We start from the raw sequence: 20,477 nt of genomic DNA, 5'->3' as shown, positions 1-20,477 counted from the left end.
CGCCGAGCAGCCCGACCACGAGCTGGTCGGCGTGATCAGAATGCCGGAGACGACGGTCAGCCCGTTGCGCTCCATCGGCAAGCGCGTCATCGGCGCGATCCTGGCGCTGCTGGCCACCGTGCTGATCGTGTACCTCGACCGCGACGGCTACCGCGACGCCAACGGCGACGGGCTGACGCTGCTCGACGCGTTCTACTACGCCACCGTGTCGCTGTCGACCACCGGCTACGGTGACATCGCACCGGCCACCCAGTCGGCGCGGCTGATCAACATCCTGGTCATCACGCCGCTGCGGGTGCTGTTCCTGATCGTCCTGGTCGGTACCACCCTCGAGGTGCTCACCGAGCGGTCGCGGCAGGCGTTCAAGATCCAGAAGTGGAGGCACAAGGTGCGGGACCACGTGGTGATCGTCGGGTTCGGCACGAAGGGCCGCGCCACGGTCAAGACGCTGCTCGGCGACGAGAAGGTCGAGCCGAACCACATCGTCGTGGTCGACACCAACCAGGAGGCGCTCGACGCCGCGGGCGCGATGGGCCTGGTCACCGTGCACGGGTCGGCCACGCGCAGCGACGTGCTGCGGGTCGCGGGCGCGCAGCGGGCGCGGGCCGTGGTCGTCGCGGCCAACCGCGACGACACCGCCGTGCTGGTCACGCTGACCGCACGGGAGATGGCGCCCAAGGCGCACATCGTGGCGTCGGTGCGGGAGGCGGAGAACGTCCATCTGCTCAAGCAGTCGGGCGCCAACCAGGTGGTGATCTCCAGCGAGACCGCGGGCAGGCTGCTGGGCATGGCGACGTCGACGCCGGTCGTCGTCGACATGGTGGAGGACCTGCTGACGCCGGAGTCCGGGCTGGCCATCGCGGAACGCGACGTGGAGCCGTCCGAGCACGGCGGCTCGCCGCGGCACCTGCCCGACATCGTGCTGGGCCTGGTCCGCGACGGAACTCTCTACCGGGTGGACGCGCCGCAGGCCGACGCCATCGAGCCCGGCGACAAGCTGCTGTACGTGCGCAAGGTGACGCAGGTCGAAGAGGTGAACGGGCAGTAACCGGGCCGTGATCCGCGGCCTGTGCTTTGCCCCGACATTCTGGAACGATTGGCGCCGTGCATGCGAGAGCGGGTGGTCCGGTGCGGCGGGTGACGCTGCACTGGAAGGTGCTCGTCGTGCCCGTGCTGGCCGGGGTCTTCATCGTCGCCGGGGCCTTCTTCGCCGGACCGGGCCTGCTCGGTGCGCCGGCGCAGGCGTCGGACCGGGTCGGCAGGGCGACGGTCGTGCAGGCCGTCCCGTGCAGCAACACCGGCGCGCGGGAGGGCGTCCGGGTCGAGTTCGAGGGCCAGCGCCGCGACGCCACGCTCAGTGCCTGCGGTCACACCGAGGGTGAACAGTTCGACGTGACCGTTCCGGAGAACTTCACCGGGGGCGACACGCCGGAGGTGCGGATCGCCACCGCGGTGACGGAGCCGAGCGGGCTGTTCCGGCCGGTCGGCTTCGGCCTGCTGGCGCTGTCCTGCGCCGCCGGTGGCGTCTACGCCTACCTGGTCCTGCGTGGCCCGCGCCGCCGGGCCGTGCTCATCTAGCCGTCGAGGCATCTGACGTCAGGGCCCCGGCAAAGGCCGGGTGGCGGCCAGGCGAGGTGGCTGGTCTCGAGCGTGGAGCTCGTGTACCGGAACGTAGAACTCGCGTGCCGGAAGGCAGAACTCGCGTGCGTGAGCGCAGAACTCACGATGTGGATCGGGGTTCTCACGTGGTGCCGGTCGCCCGCGTGACCGGTCCGGTCGCGCGAGTCCTCCGTTCCCGACCCGCGAGTCGACCGTTCCGGACCCGCGAGTTGCACGTTCCCGCCGTCCTGGTCCCACTGTCCGGCGCGCCAGTCCAGATCACGGGACGAGCCCCTGTCCTCGGGTGGCCGAACGGGCCGTTCGCGCGACCGCGCCGGGCCGGAGCACGAGTTTCGCGTTCCTGAGCACGTCATTCGCGTTCCCGGACACGACACTCACCATCCAGACCCCGCATCCCAGCCCGTGAACCGTACCCGCGCCACCGGCCATTCACCGCGAGTCTCGTCTTCCGGAACGCGAATGACGCGCTCCGGACCACCCGACTTTGCCGGGGCCTTGACGTGAGACGTGGTGAAGGTGGCCTTCACGTGCTTGGGACGGGTCCGGTCTCTCGCCATCTGGAACCGGCGTGCCGGACAGTGGGACCAGGCGGGCGGGAACGGACAACTCGCGGGTCCGGAACGGACGACTCGCGCCTCAAAACGTAGGACTCGCGCCCCAGAACGGACGACCCGCGCCAACGGACCGTTCACACAGGGGACCGGCACCACGTGAGAACCCGGTTCACATCATGAGTCCTGCGCTCACGCACGCGAGTTCTGCGTTCAGGACCGCGAGTTCTGCGTTCGGGACCACCTACCTTGCCCTGCCGCGCCCCGGACTTCGCCGGGACCGGGACCCTGGCGCCAGATGCCGTGAGGCCGCCTTCACGGCATCAGCGGCATCACCAGCCCCACCAGTCACACCCGTAGGGCAGCAAGGGAGCTTCACTACCCTTCTTCGCTAGTAAAGCTCCCTTGCTCACGCCCCGGCATCAGCTCAGGAGACCTCGCCCGCGGGGGCGGCGAAGGTGTTGCAGTCGACGATGCGGTTGTCCTTGGCGCCCGCGCGCCACCAGGCGGCGTAGTGGGCGTTGCTGCCGTGGTCGCGGCTGCCCGACGTGTTGTCGCCGCGGGTCTCCTGGTCGTTCCACGCCTTGTTGTACATGTCCCGGGTGATCGTGCCGCCGCGGTCGACGTGCGCGCCGAGGAACATCCCGGAGAAGCACTGCGCCTGCAGCTCCTTGCGCCGCGCCATCTCCAGGCCGGCCGGGCTGTTCTGGCCTGCCTCGTAGATCTTCTCCCACGCGGCGTCCATCAGCCCGGAGACCTCCTGGACGTGGTGGCCGTACTCGTGCGCGAACAACGCCAGGTAGACGCCGGGGTTGTTGCCGTACTGGTCGGTCTGCAGCCCGCGGAACGGCACGTACAGGTTGTTCTCGCAGTAGTAGGCGGCCGTGGCGATGCCGACCTGGATCGTCCCGCACTCGGTCTGGAAGCTCGAGCCGGTGGGGAAGTGCAGGTTGGGCGGGCTGAACGGCAGGTTGTAGTACCGCAGGAACGGCCCCCACGCGGCGTCCAGGCAACGGCTGGCCGCGGTGAAGAACGCTTCGGCGGCGGCCTGGTTGCTCTGCCAGCCGGGCAGGTTGCACGCCAGGTTCTTCAGCCCGGCGTCGGGGTTCTGCAGGATCGGGTGATCGGCCAGCTTGAACACCTTCGCCGGGCCCGCGCTGCTCGTCGGGCTGCTCGGGCTCGAGCTGGAGGTCGGTGTCTCCGACGACGTCGAGGTCGGTGTGTCGCTGGTCGTCTCGGTCGGGGTGATCGACGCCCTGGGCACGGAGCCGCCCGCGCTGTCGCTGGAACTGCCCGACGTCGCCACCAGCACCACGACCAGGCTGACCACCAGCAGCCCGGCGACGCCGAGGCAGATGGCGATGATCGGCCCGTTCGACTTCTTCGGCGGCTGCGGGAAACCGCCGAAGCCCGGCTGCGGGGCACCCCAGTGCGGCGGGGGCGACGGGAATCCCGGGCCCGGCGCCGGTGGCGGCAGCGGGCCGGACGGTGGACCCGCCGGCCCCTGTTGGTGCCACGGACCGTGTGGCGGTTGCGTCATCGTGTGCAGTCCCCGTATCGCCGTGCCTGTCCGATGAAGCATAACCAGCGACCGGCGGCCAGGGGTGCCAATCGGGCCAATCGCCACACCCCGGGCGCCTTCGCGGTGGTCAGCCCGGTCTGACACAGTGTGCGCAGCGTGTGGGGATGGGAGAAGAGAGGCCAACCGACATGAGCGACTCGCAGGGGTGGGCGAGCCCCGATTCCTCCGGTGACAAGGCCGACAAGCCGGCCGACCCGCCGCAGCCCGCCCCGCCGCCTCCCGGGCAGGGCGGCTGGAGCCCGCACGGGCTCGGCAAACCCGGTGTCATCCCGCTGCGGCCGCTCGGGCTGACCGAGATCCTCGACGGCTCGATCACCACGATCCGCAGGCACCCGGGCATCATGCTGGGCTTCTCCGCGGTGGTGGTCGCCGTCACCCAGCTGCTCGGCCTGGGTTTCCTGTTCCTGCTGCTGCCCGCCGTCGACGACGTGCCGCTGCCGGACCCGCAGGCCACCCCCGAGCAGATGCTGTCCGCGCTCGGCGACCTCTACGCCAACATCGCCATCACCAACGGGCCGTTCCTGGTGCTGACGTTCATCGCCACGACGTTCCTGTCCGGCGTGCTGACCGTGGTGATCGGCCGCGCCGTGCTGGGCAGGCCGATCAAGTTCGGCGAGGCGCTGGCCGAGGCCCGGTCGCGGTTCCTGCCGCTGCTCGGCCTCAGCGTGCTGTACCTGCTGATGGTGGTCGTCGGCGGGGTCCTCTGCATCATCCCCGGCATCTTCCTGTACGTGTGGTTCGCGCTGGCCACGCCGGCGCTGGTGCTGGAGAAGGGCTCCATCATGGAGTCGTTCCGCCGGTCGACGGTGCTGGTGCGCGGCGCGTGGTGGCGGGTCTTCGGCGTCCTGCTGCTGGCCTGGGTGATCACCAACGCGATCACGTTCGTGATCGGCCTGCCGTTCGGCGCACTGGCCGGGATCAGCACGGTGAGCGACTCGGACAGCCTGGCCGACCTGCTGGCCGTCCAGCTCCTGCCGTCGCTGGGCAGCGTCATCGCCGGCACCATCACACTGCCGTTCACCGCGGCGGTCACCTCGCTGGTGTACATCGACCAGCGGATGCGCCGGGAGGGCATGGACATCCAGCTGGCGCGGTCCGCGGGGATCTAGCCGTGGAGGTCCCGGTTGACGTGGACCGCGACGAGGCCGCCCGGCTGGCACGCGAAGAGCTGACCGACCCCCGGTACGCCGCGGCCGAGCCGTCCTGGCTGCAGCAGGCCGCCGACTGGCTGGGCGAGCGGTTCACCGACCTGCTCACCGGGACGATCCTCGGCCTGGAGGCCGGCTGGTTCTGGCTGCTGGTGCTGGTGGTCGTCCTCGTCGTGGTCCTGGTGGCCGTGCGGCTGCGGGTCGGCCCGCTGCGCGGACGGGCCCGCGTGGCCGCCCCGGTGTACGCCGGGAAGGCCCGCACCGCGGCGGAGCACCGGGCCGCCGCCGAGTCCGCCCTGGCCGCCGGTGACCTGGGAACGGCTGTGCGTGAGCGGTTCCGCGCACTGGTGCGCGGGCTGGAGGAGCGCGGCATCCTGGACGAACGGTCCGGCCGCACGGCCGACGAGGCCGCGCGCGACGCCGCCCGGCTGCTGCCGGACCTGGCTGGCGACCTCGCCGCCGCGGCCCGGCTGTTCGACGAGGTCCACTACGGCGACCGGGCGCCGACCGCCGACGGCTACCGCGAGCTGGCCGCACTCGACGACCGGGCCAGGGCGACCCGGCCGGTGTCCGCATGACCACCATCTCGCCCGGCGCCGTCGCGCTGTGGCGGCGGGTCCGGCTGCCCGCCGCGATCATCACGATCATCCTGGCCGTCAGCCTGCTGGCCGCGTTGCTGAACAGCGGTGACAGCACCGAGGAACTGGCCCCGGAGTCCTACCGGCCCGACGGCGCGCACGCGCTGGCCGAGCTGCTGACCGCGCAGGGCGTGCGGGTCGAGGTCACCCGCACGCTCGCCGACACCGAGCGGGCGCTGGCCGGCGGCCCGCCGGCGACCCTGCTGGTCACCCGGCCCGACCTGGTGCCGGACGGCAGGCTCACCGGGTACACCCGGACGGCCCGCGAACTGGTGCTGGTCGGCGCCGGGCCGGGCACGGTCGCGGCGGTGCTGCCAGAGGTGGCCGTGGCCGGAGCCGCCGAACCCGCGGCGCGGCAGCCGGACTGCGCACTGGAGGCGGGTGTCGCGGCGGGGCAGGCCGACACCGGCGGCCTGCACTACGCGACAACGGATCCGGCCGTCGTCGCCTGCTACGAGGACACCGTCGTACGCCGGATGAACCCACCGGGTGCGGCGGTGACTCTGCTCGGCGACGGGACACCGCTGGTCAACGAGCGCATCGCCGACAACGGCAACGCCGCGCTGGCGATGCGGCTGCTCGGCGGCCAGCCGCGGCTGGTGTGGTACCTGCCCACGCCCGGCGACCCCGACTTGGCCGCCGAGGAGAAGACGGTCACCGGCCTGCTGCCGGACGGGATCGTGTTCGGCGTGATCCAGCTCGCTGTTGCCGTCGTCCTGTTCGGACTGTGGCGGGCACGGCGGCTCGGCCCGGTGGTCACCGAGCCGCTGCCGGTGGTCGTCCGGGCGGCCGAGACGGTCGAGGGCAGGGCCCGCCTGTACCGCCGGTCCGGCGACACCGCCCACGCGGCCGCGGTGCTGCGCGCGGCCGTCGTCGCGCGGCTGGCGCCACGGCTTGGCCTGCCGCCCGACGCCGAGCCGGACGCCGTCGCCGCCGCCGTGGCGGCCCGCACCACCCGGCCGCCGGCCGAGGTGGCCCACCTGCTGTACGGACCGGCCCCGGCCGGCGACGCCGACCTCGTCCGGCTCGCCGCCGGGTTGGACGCACTCGAGACGGAGGTAACCGCATGACCGCCGGGAACACGAAGGCACGGGAGGCGCTGATCGGGCTGCGTGCCGAGGTCGGCAAGGCGGTGGTCGGCAACGACGGCGCCGTCACCGGCCTGATCGTCGCGCTGCTGTGTGGCGGGCACGTGCTGCTGGAGGGTGTGCCGGGGGTGGCGAAGACGCTGCTGGTGCGCACGCTCGCGGCGGCGCTGGACCTGAAGACGGCCCGCGTGCAGTTCACCCCGGACCTGATGCCGGGTGACGTCACCGGATCGCTGGTCTACGACTCGCACACCGCCGACTTCTCCTTCCGCGAGGGGCCGGTGTTCACCAACCTGCTGCTCGCCGACGAGATCAACCGCACCCCGCCCAAGACCCAGTCCTCGCTGCTGGAGGCGATGCAGGAGCATCAGGTGTCGGTGGACGGCACGCCCCGGCAGCTGCCCGCGCCGTTCGTCGTGGTCGCGACGCAGAACCCGGTCGAGTACGAGGGCACCTACCCGCTGCCCGAGGCGCAGCTGGACCGTTTCCTGCTGAAGCTGACCATGCCCGCGCCGTCGCGCGAGGACGAGTGCGCCGTGCTGCGGCGTCACGTCGACGGCTTCGACCCGCAGGATCTGCGGGCGGCCGGGGTTCAGGCCGTGGCGGGTGCCGCCGACCTGGACGCCGGGCGGGCCGCCGTGCGCGAGGTGACCGTTCGCCCCGAGGTGCTGGCCTACATCGTCGACCTGTGCCGGGCCACGCGCAGCTCGCCGTCGGTGCGGCTGGGGGTGTCGCCGCGTGGTGCGACGGCGTTGCTGGCGGCGGCGCGGGCGTGGGCGTGGCTGAGCGGGCGCGACTACCTGACCCCCGACGACGTCAAGGCGCTGGCGGGCCCGGCGCTGCGGCACCGGCTGGCGCTGCGGCCGGAGGCCGAGCTGGAGGGTGCCACCGCCGACGGCGTGCTCGACCGGGTGCTGGCCACCGTGCCGGTGCCGCGCTGAGCCATGGCGCTCACCGGAAGGGCCGGGCTGGTCGCGCTGGCCGGCGTGCTGCTCGTCGGGCTGGTGCTGCCGAGCTGGGCCGGTGTCCTCGCGGTGACCGCGGTGGTGGTGCTCGGCGTCGCCGTCGACCTGCTGCTGGCAGGCGGGGTTCGCGGGCTGGTGCTGAGCCGGGCCGGTGACACCGCCGTACGGCTCGGCGAGACGGCCGAGGTGGTGCTGACCGTGCGCAACCCGGGCAGGCGGCGGGTGCGCGGGATGCTGCGGGACGCGTGGCAGCCCAGCGCCGGCGTCGAGACCGACCGGCACGCCGTCGACGTGCCGCCGGGTGAGGCGAGGCGCATCGTGCTGCGGCTGCGGCCTGTTCGCCGCGGCGACCGGCCGGCGCACCGGGTGACGGTCCGGTCCACCGGGCCGCTCGGGCTGGCCGCACGGCAGGGTTCGCACGCCGTGCCGTGGACGGTGCGCGCGCTGCCGCCGTTCACCAGCCGCAGGCACCTGCCGTCCCGGCTGGCCCGGCTGCGGCAGCTGGACGGGCGGCAGGCCATCCGGGTACGCGGGCAGGGCACGGAGTTCGACTCGCTGCGTGAGTACGTGATCGGCGACGACGTGCGGTCCATCGACTGGCGGGCGTCCGCGCGTGCGACCGACGTGATGGTCCGGACCTGGCAGCCCGAACGCGACCGGCGGCTGGTGGTCGTGCTGGACACCGGCCGTACCTCGGCGGGGCGGGTCGGTGACGCGCCGCGGCTGGACGCGTCGATGGACGCGGCGCTGCTGCTCGGCGCGCTGGCCGCCAGGGCCGGCGACCGCGTCGACCTGCTGGCCTACGACCGGGCGGTGCGGGCGTCGGTGCAAGGTGCGTCGGCGTCGGAGCTGCTGCCCGCGCTGGTCGGCGCGATGGCGACGGTCGAGCCCGCGCTGGTGGAGTCCGACGCGCAGGGGATGGTCGGCGAGGTGCTGCGCCGCGCGGGCAGGCGGTCGCTGGTCGTGTTGCTGACCGGCCTGGACGCCGAGCCGCTGCGGGCCGGGCTGCTGCCGGTGCTGGGTGCGCTCACAGCGCGGCATCAGGTGATCGTCGCCGCCGTCGCCGACCCGCGGGTGGCGGAGCTGGCGGCGGGGCGGGGCGACGGTGCCGCGGTCTACGGCGCGGCGGCCGCCGAGGGTGAGCTGGCCGACCGGCGCGGGGTCACCGCCCTGCTGGCACGCCGCGGCGTGGAGGTCGTGGACGCGGTCCCCGCGGAGCTGGCTCCCGCACTGGCCGACCGTTACCTGGCGCTCAAGGCCGCCGGCCGGCTGTAGCGGAAGGCGTCAGCCCGCGGCCGGGGCGGTGTGGCCCGCCAGGTCGTCGTCCAGATCGGCCCGTTCACCCGCGCGGTGCGCCCGCCTGCCGAGGATGAACACGTAGGCCAGGAAAGCCAGCTCGGCGGCCACGCCGATGCCGACCCGGGCCCAGGTCGGCAGCCCGGACGGGGTCACGAACGCCTCGATGATCCCGGACACCAGCAGCACGCAGGCCAGCCCGAGCGCCATCGCCACCACGGTGCGGCCTTCGACCGCCAGCGCCCGCGCACGGGTCAGCGGTCCCGGGTTCACCACGGTCCAGCCGAGTTTGAGACCGGCCCCCGCGGCGACGAACACCGCCGTCAGCTCCAGCAGCCCGTGCGGGGTGATCAGGCCGAGGAAGATGTCGAACCGGCCGACCGAGGCCATCAGCCCGCCGGACACGCCGACGTTGAGCATGTTCATGAACAGGATGTAGACGACCGGGATGCCGAGCAGCACGCCGAGCAGCAGGCAGCCCGCGGCCACCCAGGCGTTGTTGGTCCACACCCGCGCGGCGAACGAACCGGCGGGATCGCTGCTGTAGTAGCTCTCGAAGTCGCCGCCCGGCTGGGTCAGCCGCCGGATCTCCTCCGGCGCCGCGACGCTCGCCTGCACGTCGGGACTGGCCGCCACCCAGGCCGCGATCGCGCCGCCGACCAGCAGGGAGATCAGCGCGGCCGGTACCCACCAGCGCCAGGACCGGTACAGCGCGGCGGGAAAGCGGCGGGCGAAGAACAGGCCGAACTCCCGCCACGCCGGGGTGTGCGTGCCCGCGATCGCCGCGCGGGCACGGGCGAGCAGGCCGGACAACCGCGCCAGCAGCGCGGGATCGGGAGCGCGGGACCGCAGGATCGACAGGTGGGTTCCGGTGCGCTGGTAGAGCCGCACCAGCTCGTCGGCCTCCCGGCCACGCAGTGTCCGGGCCCTGACCAGTTCGGCGAGGCGATCCCACTCCGCGCGATGTGCCGCGACGAAGACGTCGACGTCCACGGTCACCCCCTGTTCAGGCCGCACCCTACTACCCTTGAGCAGGGGGAGTGCCGGACACGGGATGGAGTGCGATGTCGGACCTGGTGACCGGCGAGGCGGTGGTGCTGGAGCTGCGGCTGGCGAGAGTGCCGTCGCGGTGCCTGGCGTTCCTGCTGGATCTGCTGGTGCAGCTCGCGGCGTTTCTGGTGCTGTTCCTGTTCACCACGATCGCCACCGTCGACGCCGACCAGGCGCTGCGGATCACGCTCACCCTGGTGATCGTCGTGCTGACGCTGGTGGGCTATCCCGTGCTGCTGGAGGGACTGACCGGCGGGCGCACGCTGGGCAAGATGGCGCTCGGGCTGCGTGTGGTGCGCGACGACGGCGGCCCGATCCGGTTCCGGCACGCCCTCACCCGTGGTCTCGCGGGGTTCTTCGTCGACTTCTGGGCGCTGGGCATGGCCGGCGCGGTGGCGACGATCGTGTCGCTGGCGTCGGCGCAGGGCAAGCGTGTCGGTGACTATCTCGCCGGGACGGTCGTGGTCCGTGACCGGGTGCCCGCGGCCGAGTTCGAGGGGGCGGCGCTGTACATGCCGCCGCCGCTGGCGCAGTGGGCCGGGCAGCTCGACCTGTCCGGGCTGACCGACGACCTCGCCCTGTCGGCACGGCAGTTCCTCGGCCGCTGGCACGAACTCAACCCGGACGCGCGAGCGCATCTCGGTGAGCAGCTGGTGACCGAGGTGACCGAACGCATCGGGGCCCAGCCGCCAGCCGGTGCCCCGCCGTGGGCGGTGCTGACCGCGGTGGTCGTCGAACGGCGCAACCGTGCCCACGCCCGGTACGCGCCTCCGCCTCCGGTCACCCTGCCCGGCAGCGAGGTCGCCAGGCGGCCGGGGGACGACCCGTTCGCGCCGCCGTCCTGACCGTCAGGAGACGTCGCCGGCCGACGCGGCCCGCGGCCCAGCGGGGGTGTGACTTCACCGGTTGTGGCCGCAGCATAGCCGCGCGTGGTCTAGGGTCTGACACCGTGCTCAGGAAGGTGGGGGTGTTCGCGGCGGTCGTCACACTGACCGTCCTGACCGGAGCGGCAGCGCATGCTCAGTCGTCCATTCCGGACGGTCCGGAGGGCGGCCCCTCGGTGGAGTCCGCTCCGCCGGATCTGCCGGTGCCCTCGCGTCCGGACGAGGCCGTCGGACGGCAGCCGGCGCCCGGTGGGCTGAGCGTCGACGTCGCGTTCAAGGTCGGGCGGGACGGCACCCTCGCCGTCACCGAGACCATCACCGTGCCGGGCGCACAGCAGCTGGAGCGCACCGCGAACCTGCGTGTCCCCAACGACGACGAGACTGACCGGGTGTACACCGTCCGCGACGTCACCGCCGAGGGCGCCGGAAGTGCCGAGGCCGACGGCGAGACGCTGCGCGTCCGGGCCGGCCAGGGCACCACGACCGTGCGGTACGTCGTGGAGGGCGCCGTCGCCGACACCGCCGGGCAGCAGGAGGTGCGCTGGCCGTCGGTCAGTGGCTGGAACCACGTGCTGCCTGCCGTCACCGGCTCCTTCGTGGCGCCCGTCCAGCAGACCTCCTCGGTGCGCTGCCTTGCCGGGCCGCCGGGCAGCGGCCTGCAGTGCGCGCTCGCCGAGGTCGACCACTCCGGCGTGATCCGGTTCGCCCACAGCGGGCTGGAACCGGGGCAGCGGATCGAGCTCGCGGTCACGCTGCCGGCGGGCACCGCCCCCGCCACCGCCCGGTTCGCGGACGTGCCCGGCCTGGCGAACGCGTTCGACTTCACCGTGCCCGCCGCGATCGGGCTCGGGGTCGCGGCGCTCGGCATCCTTGGCTGGTTCGGCTACCTGCTGGTCGCCCGCAGGCGCGACTCCGGTGCGGTCGCGGCGCCCGCCGCGCGGCTGGAGGTGCTGCTGCGGGAAGGAGACCGGGTCTACTTCGCCTCGCCGGACGGGATCCTGCCCGGTCAGGTGGGCACCGTGATCGACGGCACGGTCGACGTGGTCGACGTCAGCGCCACCGTGGTCGATCTCGCCGTCCGCAACTACCTGTGGGTGGCCCCGGTCCGCGACGCCGACGGTGTCACCGACTGGCGGCTGGCCCGCCGCAACCCGCCCGACGACGACCTGCACCCGTACGAGCGGGCGGTCTACGAGGCGCTGCTGCCCGGCGGTACCGACGCGGTGCTGCTGTCCGAGCTGCGGTCGCGGGGCGTCGACCTGTCCGCTGCCGACACCGCCCTGTACGCCGACGTGGTGCACCGCCGCTGGTTCTCCAGGCACCCCGGCGCGGCCTGGAGCGCGGGCACCTGGATCGGTGCGGCGCTCGCGCTGGCCGGGGTGGCGGCGACGGTCGTGCTCGCGCTCACCGTCGGTCATGCGCTCGCCGGCGTCGCCGTCGTGCTCGCCGGGATCGCCGTTGCCGCGGGCTCGATCCTGCTGCCCGCACGCACTGCCCGGGGCCGGGCGCTGGTGCCCCAGGTGCGTGGGCTCGCCGAGTACCTGCACACGGTGTCCCCCGACGACGTGCCGGCCGCGGACCGGGAACTGGTGTTCTCCCGGTCGCTGCCCTACGCGGTGGTGCTGGGTGAGACGGAGGGCTGGCTCGGCCGGTTCGCCCGGCTCGACCCGACCGCGGACGGGGCGGGAGGGCTGTACTGGTTCGGCGGGCTGGAGAGCGACCGCGACCTGCGGCGGCTCGGCACCCACCTGCCCGCGCTGCTGACCACGCTGGACGGCGTTCTCGCCGAGTCCGCCCACCTGCGTTCACTCCGGTGATCCTGGCTGCCATCGCACTGACGGTGCCGCTGCTCGTGGGCGGCACCGGACCGGGCACGCCGCCGTTGCCGACCCTGTCGCAGAGCGCCGAGGTCGAGCTGCGGGTGGAGCGGGACGGGACGCTGTCGGTCGCCGAGGCGGTGGCCGTACCCGCCGACCGGGAGATGACCAGGGTCCTGCGGCTGCGCGAACCGGCCGGCGGTCACCGCGACCGGCTGTCTGGGATCCGAGACATCAGCATCGAGGGTGCCGGCGAGGCCGAGCTGACCGACGAGACGCTGACCGTACGGCTGCGACCGGGGACATCCATCGTCCGGTACACAGTGGACGGTGCCGTGTCGCGGGGCGCCGGTGGGCCCCGGCTGAACTGGGACGTCGCTTCCGGCTGGGACGCCGAGCTGAAGTTCGTCCGCGCGTCGCTGGCGGCGCCGAAGATCCCCAGCGGAATCCGCTGCGACGCGGCGGGCGGGCCGTGTCTGGCCGCCCAGACAGACCACGCGGGGCTGACCCGGGTCAACCACCGCAACCTGCCGGCCGGGGCGGCGCTGACCGTCGGCGTCGATCTGCCGGACGGCTCGGTGCCGGTCACCGAGCGGCTGGTTCCGGAGGACTCGCTGGCCGGGGCGTTCCTGGCGACGCCGCCGGTCGTCGCGGCGTGGGCCGGGCTCGGCGTGCTGTTGCTGGCCGGGGCCGCGTTCCTTGTCTGGTATCGCAGACAGTCCGGTGCGGGGCCACGATCCGCCGCCGGGACTGGCTGGCGCGCTGGCCACCGGCAGGGTCGACGGGGTCGACGTCGCCCTGACCGTGGCTAACCTGCGCGACCGTGGCCTGGTGGAGGTCACCGGGCACCGCACCGCCGACGGTCTGGCCGACTGGACACTCACCCTGCGCGACGCCGGGGAGCTGACCGGGATCGACCGGGCCGTGGCCGGCGAGGTGTTCGGCTCTGCGCGAACGGTGCGCCTGAGCGAGCTGCGGATCGACCCCGCCCGGCTGGACGCCGCCGCGCTCGCGCGGCTGCGCGAACTGCGGCTGCTGCGCGGACCGCGACTGCGCCGGGCCGGGCTGCGGGTGATCGGGTACGGCGTGTTCCTGACCGTGCTGCTCGCGCTGACCGTCGGGTATGCCCAGCTCGGCGTGGTGCTGGCGGTGGCGGGTGCGGCACTGGCCGCGGGTGCGGCCGGACTGCCCGCCCGAACCCGTCTGGGATCCCAGACGCTGCGGCGGCTGGCGGCGTCCGCCCCGGGCGACCTCGGCGAGTTCGGCACCGCCCTCGCCGGGCGCTCTCTGCGCCGCCACGGCAGGCCGTAAGGCCGTCCTCAGCCCCACCGCCGCCTCAACGGAGACGCTTCGCGTCGCGACTAGGATCGAAGCATGGCCGCACCCGAGCTACACCGATTCACGTTGGACAACGGGCTTCGCGTGGTCGTCGCGCCGGACCCGACCGCACCGGTGGTCGGCGTCAGCGTGCACTACGACGTGGGCTTCCGTTCCGAGCCGGAGGGGCGCACCGGGTTCGCCCACCTCTTCGAACACCTGATGTTCCAGGGCAGCGAGAGCCTGGAGAAGCTCGCGCACTTCCGGCACGTGCAGGGCAGCGGCGGGACGTTCAACGGCTCCACCCACCCGGACTACACCGACTACTACGAGGTGCTGCCTGCCGCGGCGCTGGAGCGGGCGCTGTTCCTCGAGGCCGACCGGATGCGCGCGCCGAAGCTGACCGCCGAGAATCTGGCCAACCAGATCGACGTGGTCAAGGAGGAGATCCGGCTCAACGTGCTCAACCGGCCCTACGGCGGGTTCCCCTGGATCCTGCTGCCGCCGGTGCTGTACAAGACGTTCGCCAACGCCCACAACGGCTACGGCGACTTCGTCGACCTGGAGCAGGCCACCCTCGACGACTGCGCGGCCTTCTTCGACACCTACTACGCCCCGGCCAACGCCGTGCTGACCGTGGCCGGTGACGTCCGGCCCGAGCAGGCCCGGGAGCTGATCGACCGGCATTTCGGCGACGTCCCGGCGCGGCCCGCTCCCGTCCGGCCCTCGTTCGCCGAGCCCCGGCCGACCAGCGAGCAGCGCGGTGAGCACAAGGACCCGCACGCTCCGCTGCCCGCGCTGGCCATCGGCTACCGCATGCCCGACCCGGTCGGCGAGCTGGACGGTTACCTGGCCCACCTGGTGCTGGCCGGAGTGCTGTCCGACGGCGACGGCTCCCGCCTGCAGCAGCGGCTGGTGCACCGCGACGCGATCGTCACCGACGCCGGAGCGGGCGCGGGCCTGTTCGGGCCGTTCGAGGCCCGCGACCCGGACACGTTCAGCATCACCGCCATCCACGCCCCCGACGTCACGCCCGAGCGGGTGCTCGGCGCCGTCGACGAGGAGCTGGAGCGGCTGGCCGCGACCCCGCCAGGCGAGGAGGAGCTGGCCAGGGTGCGGGCCCGCTGGACGGCGAGCCTGCATTCCGAACACGACCGTCTGGTATCCCGGACACTCGCGCTCGGCGCGTTCGAGCTGCTCTACGGCGACCCCGGCCTGGTCTACGGCCTGGCCGACCGGATGGCCGCGGTCACCGCGGCCGACGTCGCCGCCGCGGCCAAGGCGTTGCGCCCCGATTCCCGTGCGGTGCTGGTCGTCCAGCCCGAGAGTGGAGGTTCCCAGTGACGACAGCCCACCGCGGCGCCGAGGAGATCGGCCGCACCGAACGCGGCCCCCGGCCGGTTCCCGAGCTGGGTGAGCACCGGCCTGCCGCCGATCTGTCCTCAGTGGACACGACGCTGGGTAACGGGCTGCGGGTGCTCGCCGTCCGCAAGCCGACCGTTCCCATGGTCGAACTGCGGATGACCATCCCGTTCGCCGGTACCGACCCGCTGCACCCGGCCACCGCCGAGGTGCTGGCCGAATCGCTGGTCACCGGCACCGCCACCCGGGACCGGATCGCCATCGACACCGAGCTGGCGCTGATCGGCGGCGAGCTGGGCACGGTGGTCGACCCCGAATCGCTCTCGATCAGCGCGTCGGCGCTGGCCAGCGGCTTGCCCACGCTGCTCGACGTCCTCGCCGACCTGCTCGTCAACGCGTCCTATATGGACAGTGAGGTGACCAGGGAGTCGGAACGGCTGATCGAACGGCTCGCCATCGCCAGGACGCAGCCGCGCACGATCGCCAGGGAGGCGTTGCAGCGCAAGCGGTACGGCGATCACCCGGTGGCCAGGGAGACGCCCTACGCCGAGGACGTCGCCAAGGTCGTCCCCGAGCGGGTGCGGCTGCTGCACCGCGCGGCCGTGGTGCCGAGGGGGTCGTCGCTGGTGCTGGTCGGCGACATCGACCCGGAGCGTGCCGTCGCCGACCTGGAGAAGGCGTTCGCGGGCTGGGAGTCGCAGCTGTCCGCGAACGTCCTGCCCGAACTGCCCGAGGTGACCGGCGGCGACATCGAGCTGGTGCACCGGGCCGGTGCGGTGCAGTCGCAGATCAGGCTGTCCGCGCGTGGCATTGGCCGGTCCGACCCGCGGTACGCCGCGCTGCAATTGGCGAACCTGGCCTTCGGCGGCTACTTCTCCTCCCGTCTGGTGGAGAACATCCGCGAGGACAAGGGTTACACCTACGGTGCCCGGTCCGGGTTCGAGTTCACCGGTGCCGGAGCGACGCTGGTCGTCGACGCCGACACGGCCAGCGACGTCACCGCCGCCGCGCTGCTGGAGACCCGCTACGAACTGGGCCGCTTCGGCCTGGTGCCGCCGACCGAGGAGGAGCTGGAGTCGGTGCGGCAGTACGCCGTCGGCTCGCTGCTGATCTCGACGGCGTCGCAGACCGGCCTGGCCGGGCAGCTGTCGGCGCTGGTGGACGCGGGCCTGGGGATGGACTGGTTCCTCGGTCACCCGGACCGGGTGGCCGCGGTGACGGCGGAGCAGGTGACCGAGGCGGCGCTGGAGTTCTTCGCGCCCAGCAGGTTCACCGGCGTCGTCGTGGGCGACGCCGACCTGCTCGGCCCGCAGCTGGCCGGTCTCGGCGGTGTCATCGTCGAGCGGTCATGACGGCTCCGTTCCAGCTGAACACGCTGCCGACGCTGTCCCGGTCGACCGCCGACCGGCAGGAGACGCTGCGCACCGACCCGGACCGGCTGCACGCGCGGTGGCCGCAGGCCGCTGTGGTGCTGCTGGACGACCGTGGCCGCATGCCGGTTCCCCGGGACGGCCGGACCCTGGCCACCCGCAAGGCACGCGACTACGGCGAGATCCCGCCGGAGGACGCGGTCTTCCTCGGGCAGTGGGAGGAGACCGACTACTGGGCCCTGCCCGGCGAACCGCCCGAGGACGCCGATCAGGTGCCGATCACCGGAAGCTGGGGCCTGCGCCTGGAGGCGCCACTGGCCGACGGCGAGCTGTGGCTGGACCTGCGTGGTCACGGTGACCTGCTCGACGACACGTCGGCGGGACTGTTCACCACGGCGCTGGCGTTGCGGCACTGGCGCCGTCGCGCGACGTTCTGCGCCGTGTGCGGCGGGCGGACGCGGCTGGTGCAGTTCGGCTGGGCCACGAAGTGCGAGTCGTGCGGCCGCGAGGAGTACCCGCGCACCGACCCGGCGGTGATCTGCCTGGTGCACGACGACGCCGGGGTGAACGGCGAACGGGTCCTGCTCGCGCGGCAGCCGATCTGGCCGCCGGGCAGGTACTCGATCCTCGCCGGGTTCGTCGAGGCGGGGGAGTCGCTGGAAGGCTGCGTCGTGCGGGAGGTCCGCGAGGAGGTCGGCGCCGAGGTCAGCGACGTGCGGTACCTGGGCAGCCAGCCGTGGCCGTTCCCCCGGTCGATCATGCTCGGCTTCGCCGCGCGGGCCGACGCGGACGCCCCGCTGCGCCTGGCCGACGGCGAGATCGAGGCGGCGCGCTGGTACACCAGGGCCGAGGTCGTCGAGGCGCTGGAGGCCGGCCGGGACGGCTACCCGGACCCGGAGGCCCCGGACTTCGACCCGACGCGGCTGGTCATGCCCGGCAACTCCTCGATCGCCCGCGTGATGCTGGAGTCCTGGGCGACGGCGTCTCCCTGACCCGCATGCCGTGAAGGGGGCCTCACGGCGTCTGATGCCAGGGGCCCGGCGAAGTCGTGGGCAGCGCGACGTGGGCAAGGGGCGCTGTGGTTGCGTCTCGCGCAAGTACGGTGCCGTTGCTGGCGGCGGGGTGCGGGGGGTGTTGTCTCGTTCGTGGTGGCTGGTGGGGTGGGTGTGCTGGCTGGTGCCGGTGTGACAGGTGTGCCCGCCTGACGGGTTCGCGTCAGGTACGTGAAGGCCACCTTCATCACGTCTGGCGACAGGAACTCGGCCTTCACGCGAGCCCAGGTGTCCCGTTGGCATCGCAGGCCCCACCAGTCACACCCGTAAGGCAGCGAGGGAGCTTTACTACCCTTCTTCGCCAGTAAAGCTCCCTTGCCCACGCCGACGCCCGACTTTGCCAGGACCCTGGCAGCGGACGCCGTGAGGGCCCCTCACGACGAATCCGGCAGGGACCGCAGCGCCGCCTCGACCAGGTCGGCGGGGGAGCGGGCGATGTCCAGCACCACACCGGCCTCGTCCGGCTGCAGCGGCTCCAGGTCGGCGATCTGCGAGTCGAGCAGCGAGACCGGCATGAAGTGCCCGGACCGCTTCCGCATGCGCTCGGCGATCAGCTCCCGGTCGCCGTGCAGGTGGACGAACCACACGTCGCCCCCGCCACGCAGCACGTCGCGGTAGGACCGCTTCAGCGCCGACGACGTCACCACGCCGCCCGGCCCGGCGTGCCTGCCGATCCAGCGGGCGATGGCGTCCAGCCAGGGCCACCGGTCCTCGTCGGTCAGCGGCGTTCCGGCCGACATCTTGGCGATGTTGGCCTCCGGGTGGAACTCGTCGGCCTCGGCGTAGGGCACCCCCAGCCGCCGCGCCAGCTCGGTGCCGACGGTGGTCTTCCCGGAGCCGGCCACCCCCATCACCACGACGACCGGCATGCCGGCTCCCTTCGAGATCGAACCGTTACCCAGCCCGGCGGGGGACCGGCAACCCCGAAAGGTAGTACACGCGTGCTCGGGGTGCGGGCGGCCCGAGTAGCCTCGGCTCTCGAACCGCGGGGGAGGATGTTTCGTCGACATGGGGAGTCGCAGGTGAGCGCGGGGCGCGCGGTCGGACTGGTACTCGGCTTGGCCGCCGACGGCATCGTCGGCGACCCGAAGAACGGCAGGCCGGTCAACGGCTTCGCCCGGCTGGCCACGGCGCTGCAGCGGCGCCTGCCCGCCGATCACCCGCTGGCCGGGTTCCTGCACGCGGGCGCCCTCGCCGGCGGCGCGGTGCTGGTCGGTGTCCTCACCGAACGGGCCGGTCGCCGCAGCCCGGTCGCCGAGGCGGTCGGGACCGCGGTCACCACCTGGGCGGTACTCGGCGGAGCCGGGCTGGCCCTCGACGGCGCCGAGCTGGCCCGCGACCTGGAGACCGGCAGGCTGGAGACCGCCCGCCACACACTGTCCACCCTGGACCCACGGCACACCGACGGCCTCGACGTCATCGCGCTGTCCCGCGCCTCCGTGGAGACCGTCGCCGAGAACACCTCCGACGCCGTCGTCGCCCCGCTGTTCTGGGGCGCGGTCGCCGGAGCGCCCGGCATGCTCGGCTCGCGCGCGGTGTCCGTGCTGCGCAGGGTCGCGGGCAGGCGTCGCTACGGCTGGTTCGTCGTCCGCCTCGACGAGCTGGTCAACCTGCTGCCCACCCGGCTTGCCGCGCTGCTGACCGTCGGCGGCGCGCCCGTCGTGGGCGGCTCGGCCGGTGGTGCCTGGCGGGCGTGGCGACGCGACGCGTCGGCGCACCCCAGCCCGAACGCCGGCCGTGTCGAGGCCGCGTTCGCCGGGGCGCTGGAGATCCGCCTTGGCGGGCGGACGGTCTATCCGCACGGCGTCGAGGAACTGCCGGTGCTCGGTGACGGCCGCAATCCGGACGCCGGGCACGTCACCCGGGCCGTCGAACTGTCCCGTGTGGTCGGCTGGCTGGCCGGAGCGGGTGCCGCGGTGCTGGCCGTCGGCCTCGGCCTCAGGAACCGCTCCTGACCGGTTCCTCGTCCTCGGCCAGCATCTCGGCCACGGACTTGCGCCGCGTCCGCTCGCGGGTGAGCGCCCCGCCCGGCTTCAGCTCGCGGATCGTGAAGTAGCCCCAGCCGAACAACGCCATCACGCCGAACGCGATCCACTGCAGGGCGTAGGAGAAGAACGGCCCGGCCTCCAGCTTCGGCAGCGGCAGCGGGGACAGCACGCCCGGCTGCCCGGCGTCCAGCTGCAGGTAGCCGGGCTGGATGGGCAGACCGCTGGAGCGCGCCACCACCCGGGAGTCCACCGAGTAGGAGTGCAGGCGCCCGTCGGTCGACTCGTCGGCGAACGCGTCCCGGCCACGCGGGTCGGTCTCGTCGGCCCGGTTGCGGCCGACGATCGTCACCACCCCGGCGGGCGGTGCCGCGTAGGGCGGTACGCGGGTGCGGTCGTCCGGGGCCACCGAGCCGCGGTCGACCAGCACGACCTCGCCCGAGGTCGTGCGCAGCGGGGTGAGGATCTCGAACGCGGGCTCGCCCTGGACGGTCCGCAGGCGCGCGATCACCTCGGCCTGCGGCAGGTAGGTGCCGGTGACCACCGTGCGCGACCACTCCGGGCCCGGCCGCGGGGTCCACGGCGCCGGCTCGGCGACGAACGACGCCTGCAGGGCCGCGTTCTGCGCCTCCCGGTCGGCGTCGCGCTGGAACTGCCAGGGCGCCAGCAGTGTGAAGCAGGAACCGGCGAAGGCGAACACGGCCAGCGTCAACGCCAGCCAGCCAGGTCTGAGCAGGAACCTCCACCGCACC

Annotated in this window: 19 protein-coding genes; 15 read left to right on the top strand and 4 right to left on the bottom strand. The window is 73.3% G+C overall.

Annotation, left to right across the window (positions count from 1 at the left end):
• Nucleotides 1-40 precede the first annotated feature (40 nt).
• Both EWH70_RS16745 and EWH70_RS16740 read left to right on the top strand, forming a co-directional pair.
• On the top strand, nucleotides 41-1,048 hold the full coding sequence (locus EWH70_RS16745; protein ID WP_240687045.1) for a potassium channel family protein: 1,008 nt from the start codon (nucleotides 41-43) through the stop codon (nucleotides 1,046-1,048).
• A gap of 56 nt (nucleotides 1,049-1,104) precedes the next feature.
• A complete protein-coding gene (locus EWH70_RS16740; RefSeq protein WP_130476354.1) occupies nucleotides 1,105-1,578 on the top strand; it encodes a hypothetical protein in 474 nt (157 codons plus the stop codon).
• A 1,020-nt stretch (nucleotides 1,579-2,598) separates the two neighbouring features.
• Here EWH70_RS16740 and EWH70_RS16735 read toward each other — a convergent pair.
• Nucleotides 2,599-3,711 (bottom strand): neutral zinc metallopeptidase, encoded by a 1,113-nt coding sequence (locus EWH70_RS16735; protein ID WP_130476353.1) that lies wholly within the window; start codon nucleotides 3,709-3,711, stop codon nucleotides 2,599-2,601.
• Nucleotides 3,712-3,881: 170 nt separating this feature from the next.
• Between EWH70_RS16735 and EWH70_RS16730 the strand changes: the two genes are divergently transcribed.
• From EWH70_RS16730 to EWH70_RS16710, 5 genes are read left to right on the top strand one after another with little or no spacing between them, the layout of a single operon-like run.
• The gene (locus tag EWH70_RS16730; protein WP_130476352.1) at nucleotides 3,882-4,862 is read left to right on the top strand and encodes a DUF7847 domain-containing protein; all 981 of its coding nucleotides are present in this window, start codon (nucleotides 3,882-3,884) and stop codon (nucleotides 4,860-4,862) included.
• 2 nt (nucleotides 4,863-4,864) lie between these two features.
• Nucleotides 4,865-5,479, top strand: coding sequence for a DUF4129 domain-containing protein (locus EWH70_RS16725; RefSeq protein WP_130476351.1), 615 nt, complete (start codon nucleotides 4,865-4,867; stop codon nucleotides 5,477-5,479).
• Nucleotides 5,476-6,609: a DUF4350 domain-containing protein gene (locus EWH70_RS16720; protein WP_130476350.1), complete on the top strand. Its 1,134-nt coding sequence runs from the start codon at nucleotides 5,476-5,478 to the stop codon at nucleotides 6,607-6,609. The genes EWH70_RS16725 and EWH70_RS16720 overlap by 4 nt, the downstream gene beginning before the upstream one ends.
• Nucleotides 6,606-7,568, top strand: coding sequence for an AAA family ATPase (locus EWH70_RS16715; protein WP_130476349.1), 963 nt, complete (start codon nucleotides 6,606-6,608; stop codon nucleotides 7,566-7,568). Before EWH70_RS16720 ends, EWH70_RS16715 begins: the two co-directional genes overlap by 4 nt.
• Before the next feature lie 3 nt (nucleotides 7,569-7,571).
• Entirely contained in the window at nucleotides 7,572-8,867 is a 1,296-nt protein-coding gene (locus tag EWH70_RS16710; RefSeq protein WP_130476348.1) for a DUF58 domain-containing protein, read from the top strand.
• 9 nt (nucleotides 8,868-8,876) lie between these two features.
• Here the strand turns inward: EWH70_RS16710 and EWH70_RS16705 are convergent, their stop codons facing one another.
• On the bottom strand, nucleotides 8,877-9,881 hold the full coding sequence (locus tag EWH70_RS16705; RefSeq protein WP_130476606.1) for a stage II sporulation protein M: 1,005 nt from the start codon (nucleotides 9,879-9,881) through the stop codon (nucleotides 8,877-8,879).
• Nucleotides 9,882-9,952: 71 nt separating this feature from the next.
• On the opposite strand from EWH70_RS16705, the gene EWH70_RS16700 reads away from it, so the two are divergent.
• The 7 genes from EWH70_RS16700 to nudC all read left to right on the top strand — a co-directional run bounded on the left by EWH70_RS16700 (nucleotide 9,953) and on the right by nudC (nucleotide 17,680).
• The gene (locus tag EWH70_RS16700; RefSeq protein WP_130476347.1) at nucleotides 9,953-10,783 is read left to right on the top strand and encodes an RDD family protein; all 831 of its coding nucleotides are present in this window, start codon (nucleotides 9,953-9,955) and stop codon (nucleotides 10,781-10,783) included.
• 104 nt (nucleotides 10,784-10,887) lie between these two features.
• Nucleotides 10,888-12,639 (top strand): DUF2207 domain-containing protein, encoded by a 1,752-nt coding sequence (locus EWH70_RS16695; protein ID WP_240687024.1) that lies wholly within the window; start codon nucleotides 10,888-10,890, stop codon nucleotides 12,637-12,639.
• On the top strand, nucleotides 12,636-13,451 hold the full coding sequence (locus EWH70_RS16690; RefSeq protein ID WP_130476346.1) for a DUF2207 domain-containing protein: 816 nt from the start codon (nucleotides 12,636-12,638) through the stop codon (nucleotides 13,449-13,451). Before EWH70_RS16695 ends, EWH70_RS16690 begins: the two co-directional genes overlap by 4 nt.
• Nucleotides 13,444-13,950, top strand: a complete 507-nt coding sequence (locus EWH70_RS16685) for a hypothetical protein (RefSeq protein ID WP_165436301.1) — start codon at nucleotides 13,444-13,446, stop codon at nucleotides 13,948-13,950. Before EWH70_RS16690 ends, EWH70_RS16685 begins: the two co-directional genes overlap by 8 nt.
• 63 nt (nucleotides 13,951-14,013) lie before the next feature.
• Nucleotides 14,014-15,300 carry a M16 family metallopeptidase gene (locus EWH70_RS16680; protein ID WP_130476344.1) on the top strand — a complete coding sequence of 429 codons (1,287 nt, stop codon included), beginning with the start codon at nucleotides 14,014-14,016 and terminating at the stop codon, nucleotides 15,298-15,300.
• A complete protein-coding gene (locus EWH70_RS16675) occupies nucleotides 15,297-16,670 on the top strand; it encodes a M16 family metallopeptidase (RefSeq protein ID WP_130476343.1) in 1,374 nt (457 codons plus the stop codon). Before EWH70_RS16680 ends, EWH70_RS16675 begins: the two co-directional genes overlap by 4 nt.
• A complete protein-coding gene (nudC, locus tag EWH70_RS16670; RefSeq protein ID WP_130476342.1) occupies nucleotides 16,667-17,680 on the top strand; it encodes an NAD(+) diphosphatase in 1,014 nt (337 codons plus the stop codon). The genes EWH70_RS16675 and nudC overlap by 4 nt, the downstream gene beginning before the upstream one ends.
• Before the next feature lie 434 nt (nucleotides 17,681-18,114).
• Here nudC and EWH70_RS16665 read toward each other — a convergent pair whose 3' ends face one another.
• Entirely contained in the window at nucleotides 18,115-18,609 is a 495-nt protein-coding gene (locus EWH70_RS16665) for a gluconokinase (protein WP_130476341.1), read from the bottom strand.
• A gap of 153 nt (nucleotides 18,610-18,762) precedes the next feature.
• On the opposite strand from EWH70_RS16665, the gene EWH70_RS16660 reads away from it, so the two are divergent.
• Nucleotides 18,763-19,695, top strand: coding sequence for a cobalamin biosynthesis protein CobD/CbiB (locus EWH70_RS16660; protein WP_130476340.1), 933 nt, complete (start codon nucleotides 18,763-18,765; stop codon nucleotides 19,693-19,695).
• Here EWH70_RS16660 and EWH70_RS16655 read toward each other — a convergent pair.
• Nucleotides 19,679-20,476, bottom strand: coding sequence for an SURF1 family cytochrome oxidase biogenesis protein (locus EWH70_RS16655; RefSeq protein ID WP_130476339.1), 798 nt, complete (start codon nucleotides 20,474-20,476; stop codon nucleotides 19,679-19,681). The genes EWH70_RS16660 and EWH70_RS16655 overlap by 17 nt on opposite strands.
• Nucleotide 20,477: the final 1 nt, after the last annotated feature.

Source organism: Amycolatopsis suaedae (assembly GCF_004214935.1).
Lineage (GTDB): Bacteria > Actinomycetota > Actinomycetes > Mycobacteriales > Pseudonocardiaceae > Amycolatopsis > Amycolatopsis suaedae.
The sequence above is the reverse complement of the archived record's forward strand: the minus strand, read 5'-3'. Positions and strand labels throughout refer to the sequence as shown.

Excerpts from the sequence above, each read along its gene's own strand:
- EWH70_RS16665 (WP_130476341.1), bottom strand. The coding sequence starts at position 18,609 with ATGCCGGTCGTCGTGGTGATGGGGGTGGCCGGCTCCGGGAAGACCACC.
- nudC (WP_130476342.1), top strand. The coding sequence starts at position 16,667 with ATGACGGCTCCGTTCCAGCTGAACACGCTGCCGACGCTGTCCCGGTCG.
- EWH70_RS16680 (WP_130476344.1), top strand. The coding sequence starts at position 14,014 with ATGGCCGCACCCGAGCTACACCGATTCACGTTGGACAACGGGCTTCGC.
- EWH70_RS16745 (WP_240687045.1), top strand. The coding sequence starts at position 41 with ATGCCGGAGACGACGGTCAGCCCGTTGCGCTCCATCGGCAAGCGCGTC.
- EWH70_RS16720 (WP_130476350.1), top strand. The coding sequence starts at position 5,476 with ATGACCACCATCTCGCCCGGCGCCGTCGCGCTGTGGCGGCGGGTCCGG.
- EWH70_RS16700 (WP_130476347.1), top strand. The coding sequence starts at position 9,953 with ATGTCGGACCTGGTGACCGGCGAGGCGGTGGTGCTGGAGCTGCGGCTG.
- EWH70_RS16730 (WP_130476352.1), top strand. The coding sequence starts at position 3,882 with ATGAGCGACTCGCAGGGGTGGGCGAGCCCCGATTCCTCCGGTGACAAG.
- EWH70_RS16710 (WP_130476348.1), top strand. The coding sequence starts at position 7,572 with ATGGCGCTCACCGGAAGGGCCGGGCTGGTCGCGCTGGCCGGCGTGCTG.
- EWH70_RS16715 (WP_130476349.1), top strand. The coding sequence starts at position 6,606 with ATGACCGCCGGGAACACGAAGGCACGGGAGGCGCTGATCGGGCTGCGT.
- EWH70_RS16735 (WP_130476353.1), bottom strand. The coding sequence starts at position 3,711 with ATGACGCAACCGCCACACGGTCCGTGGCACCAACAGGGGCCGGCGGGT.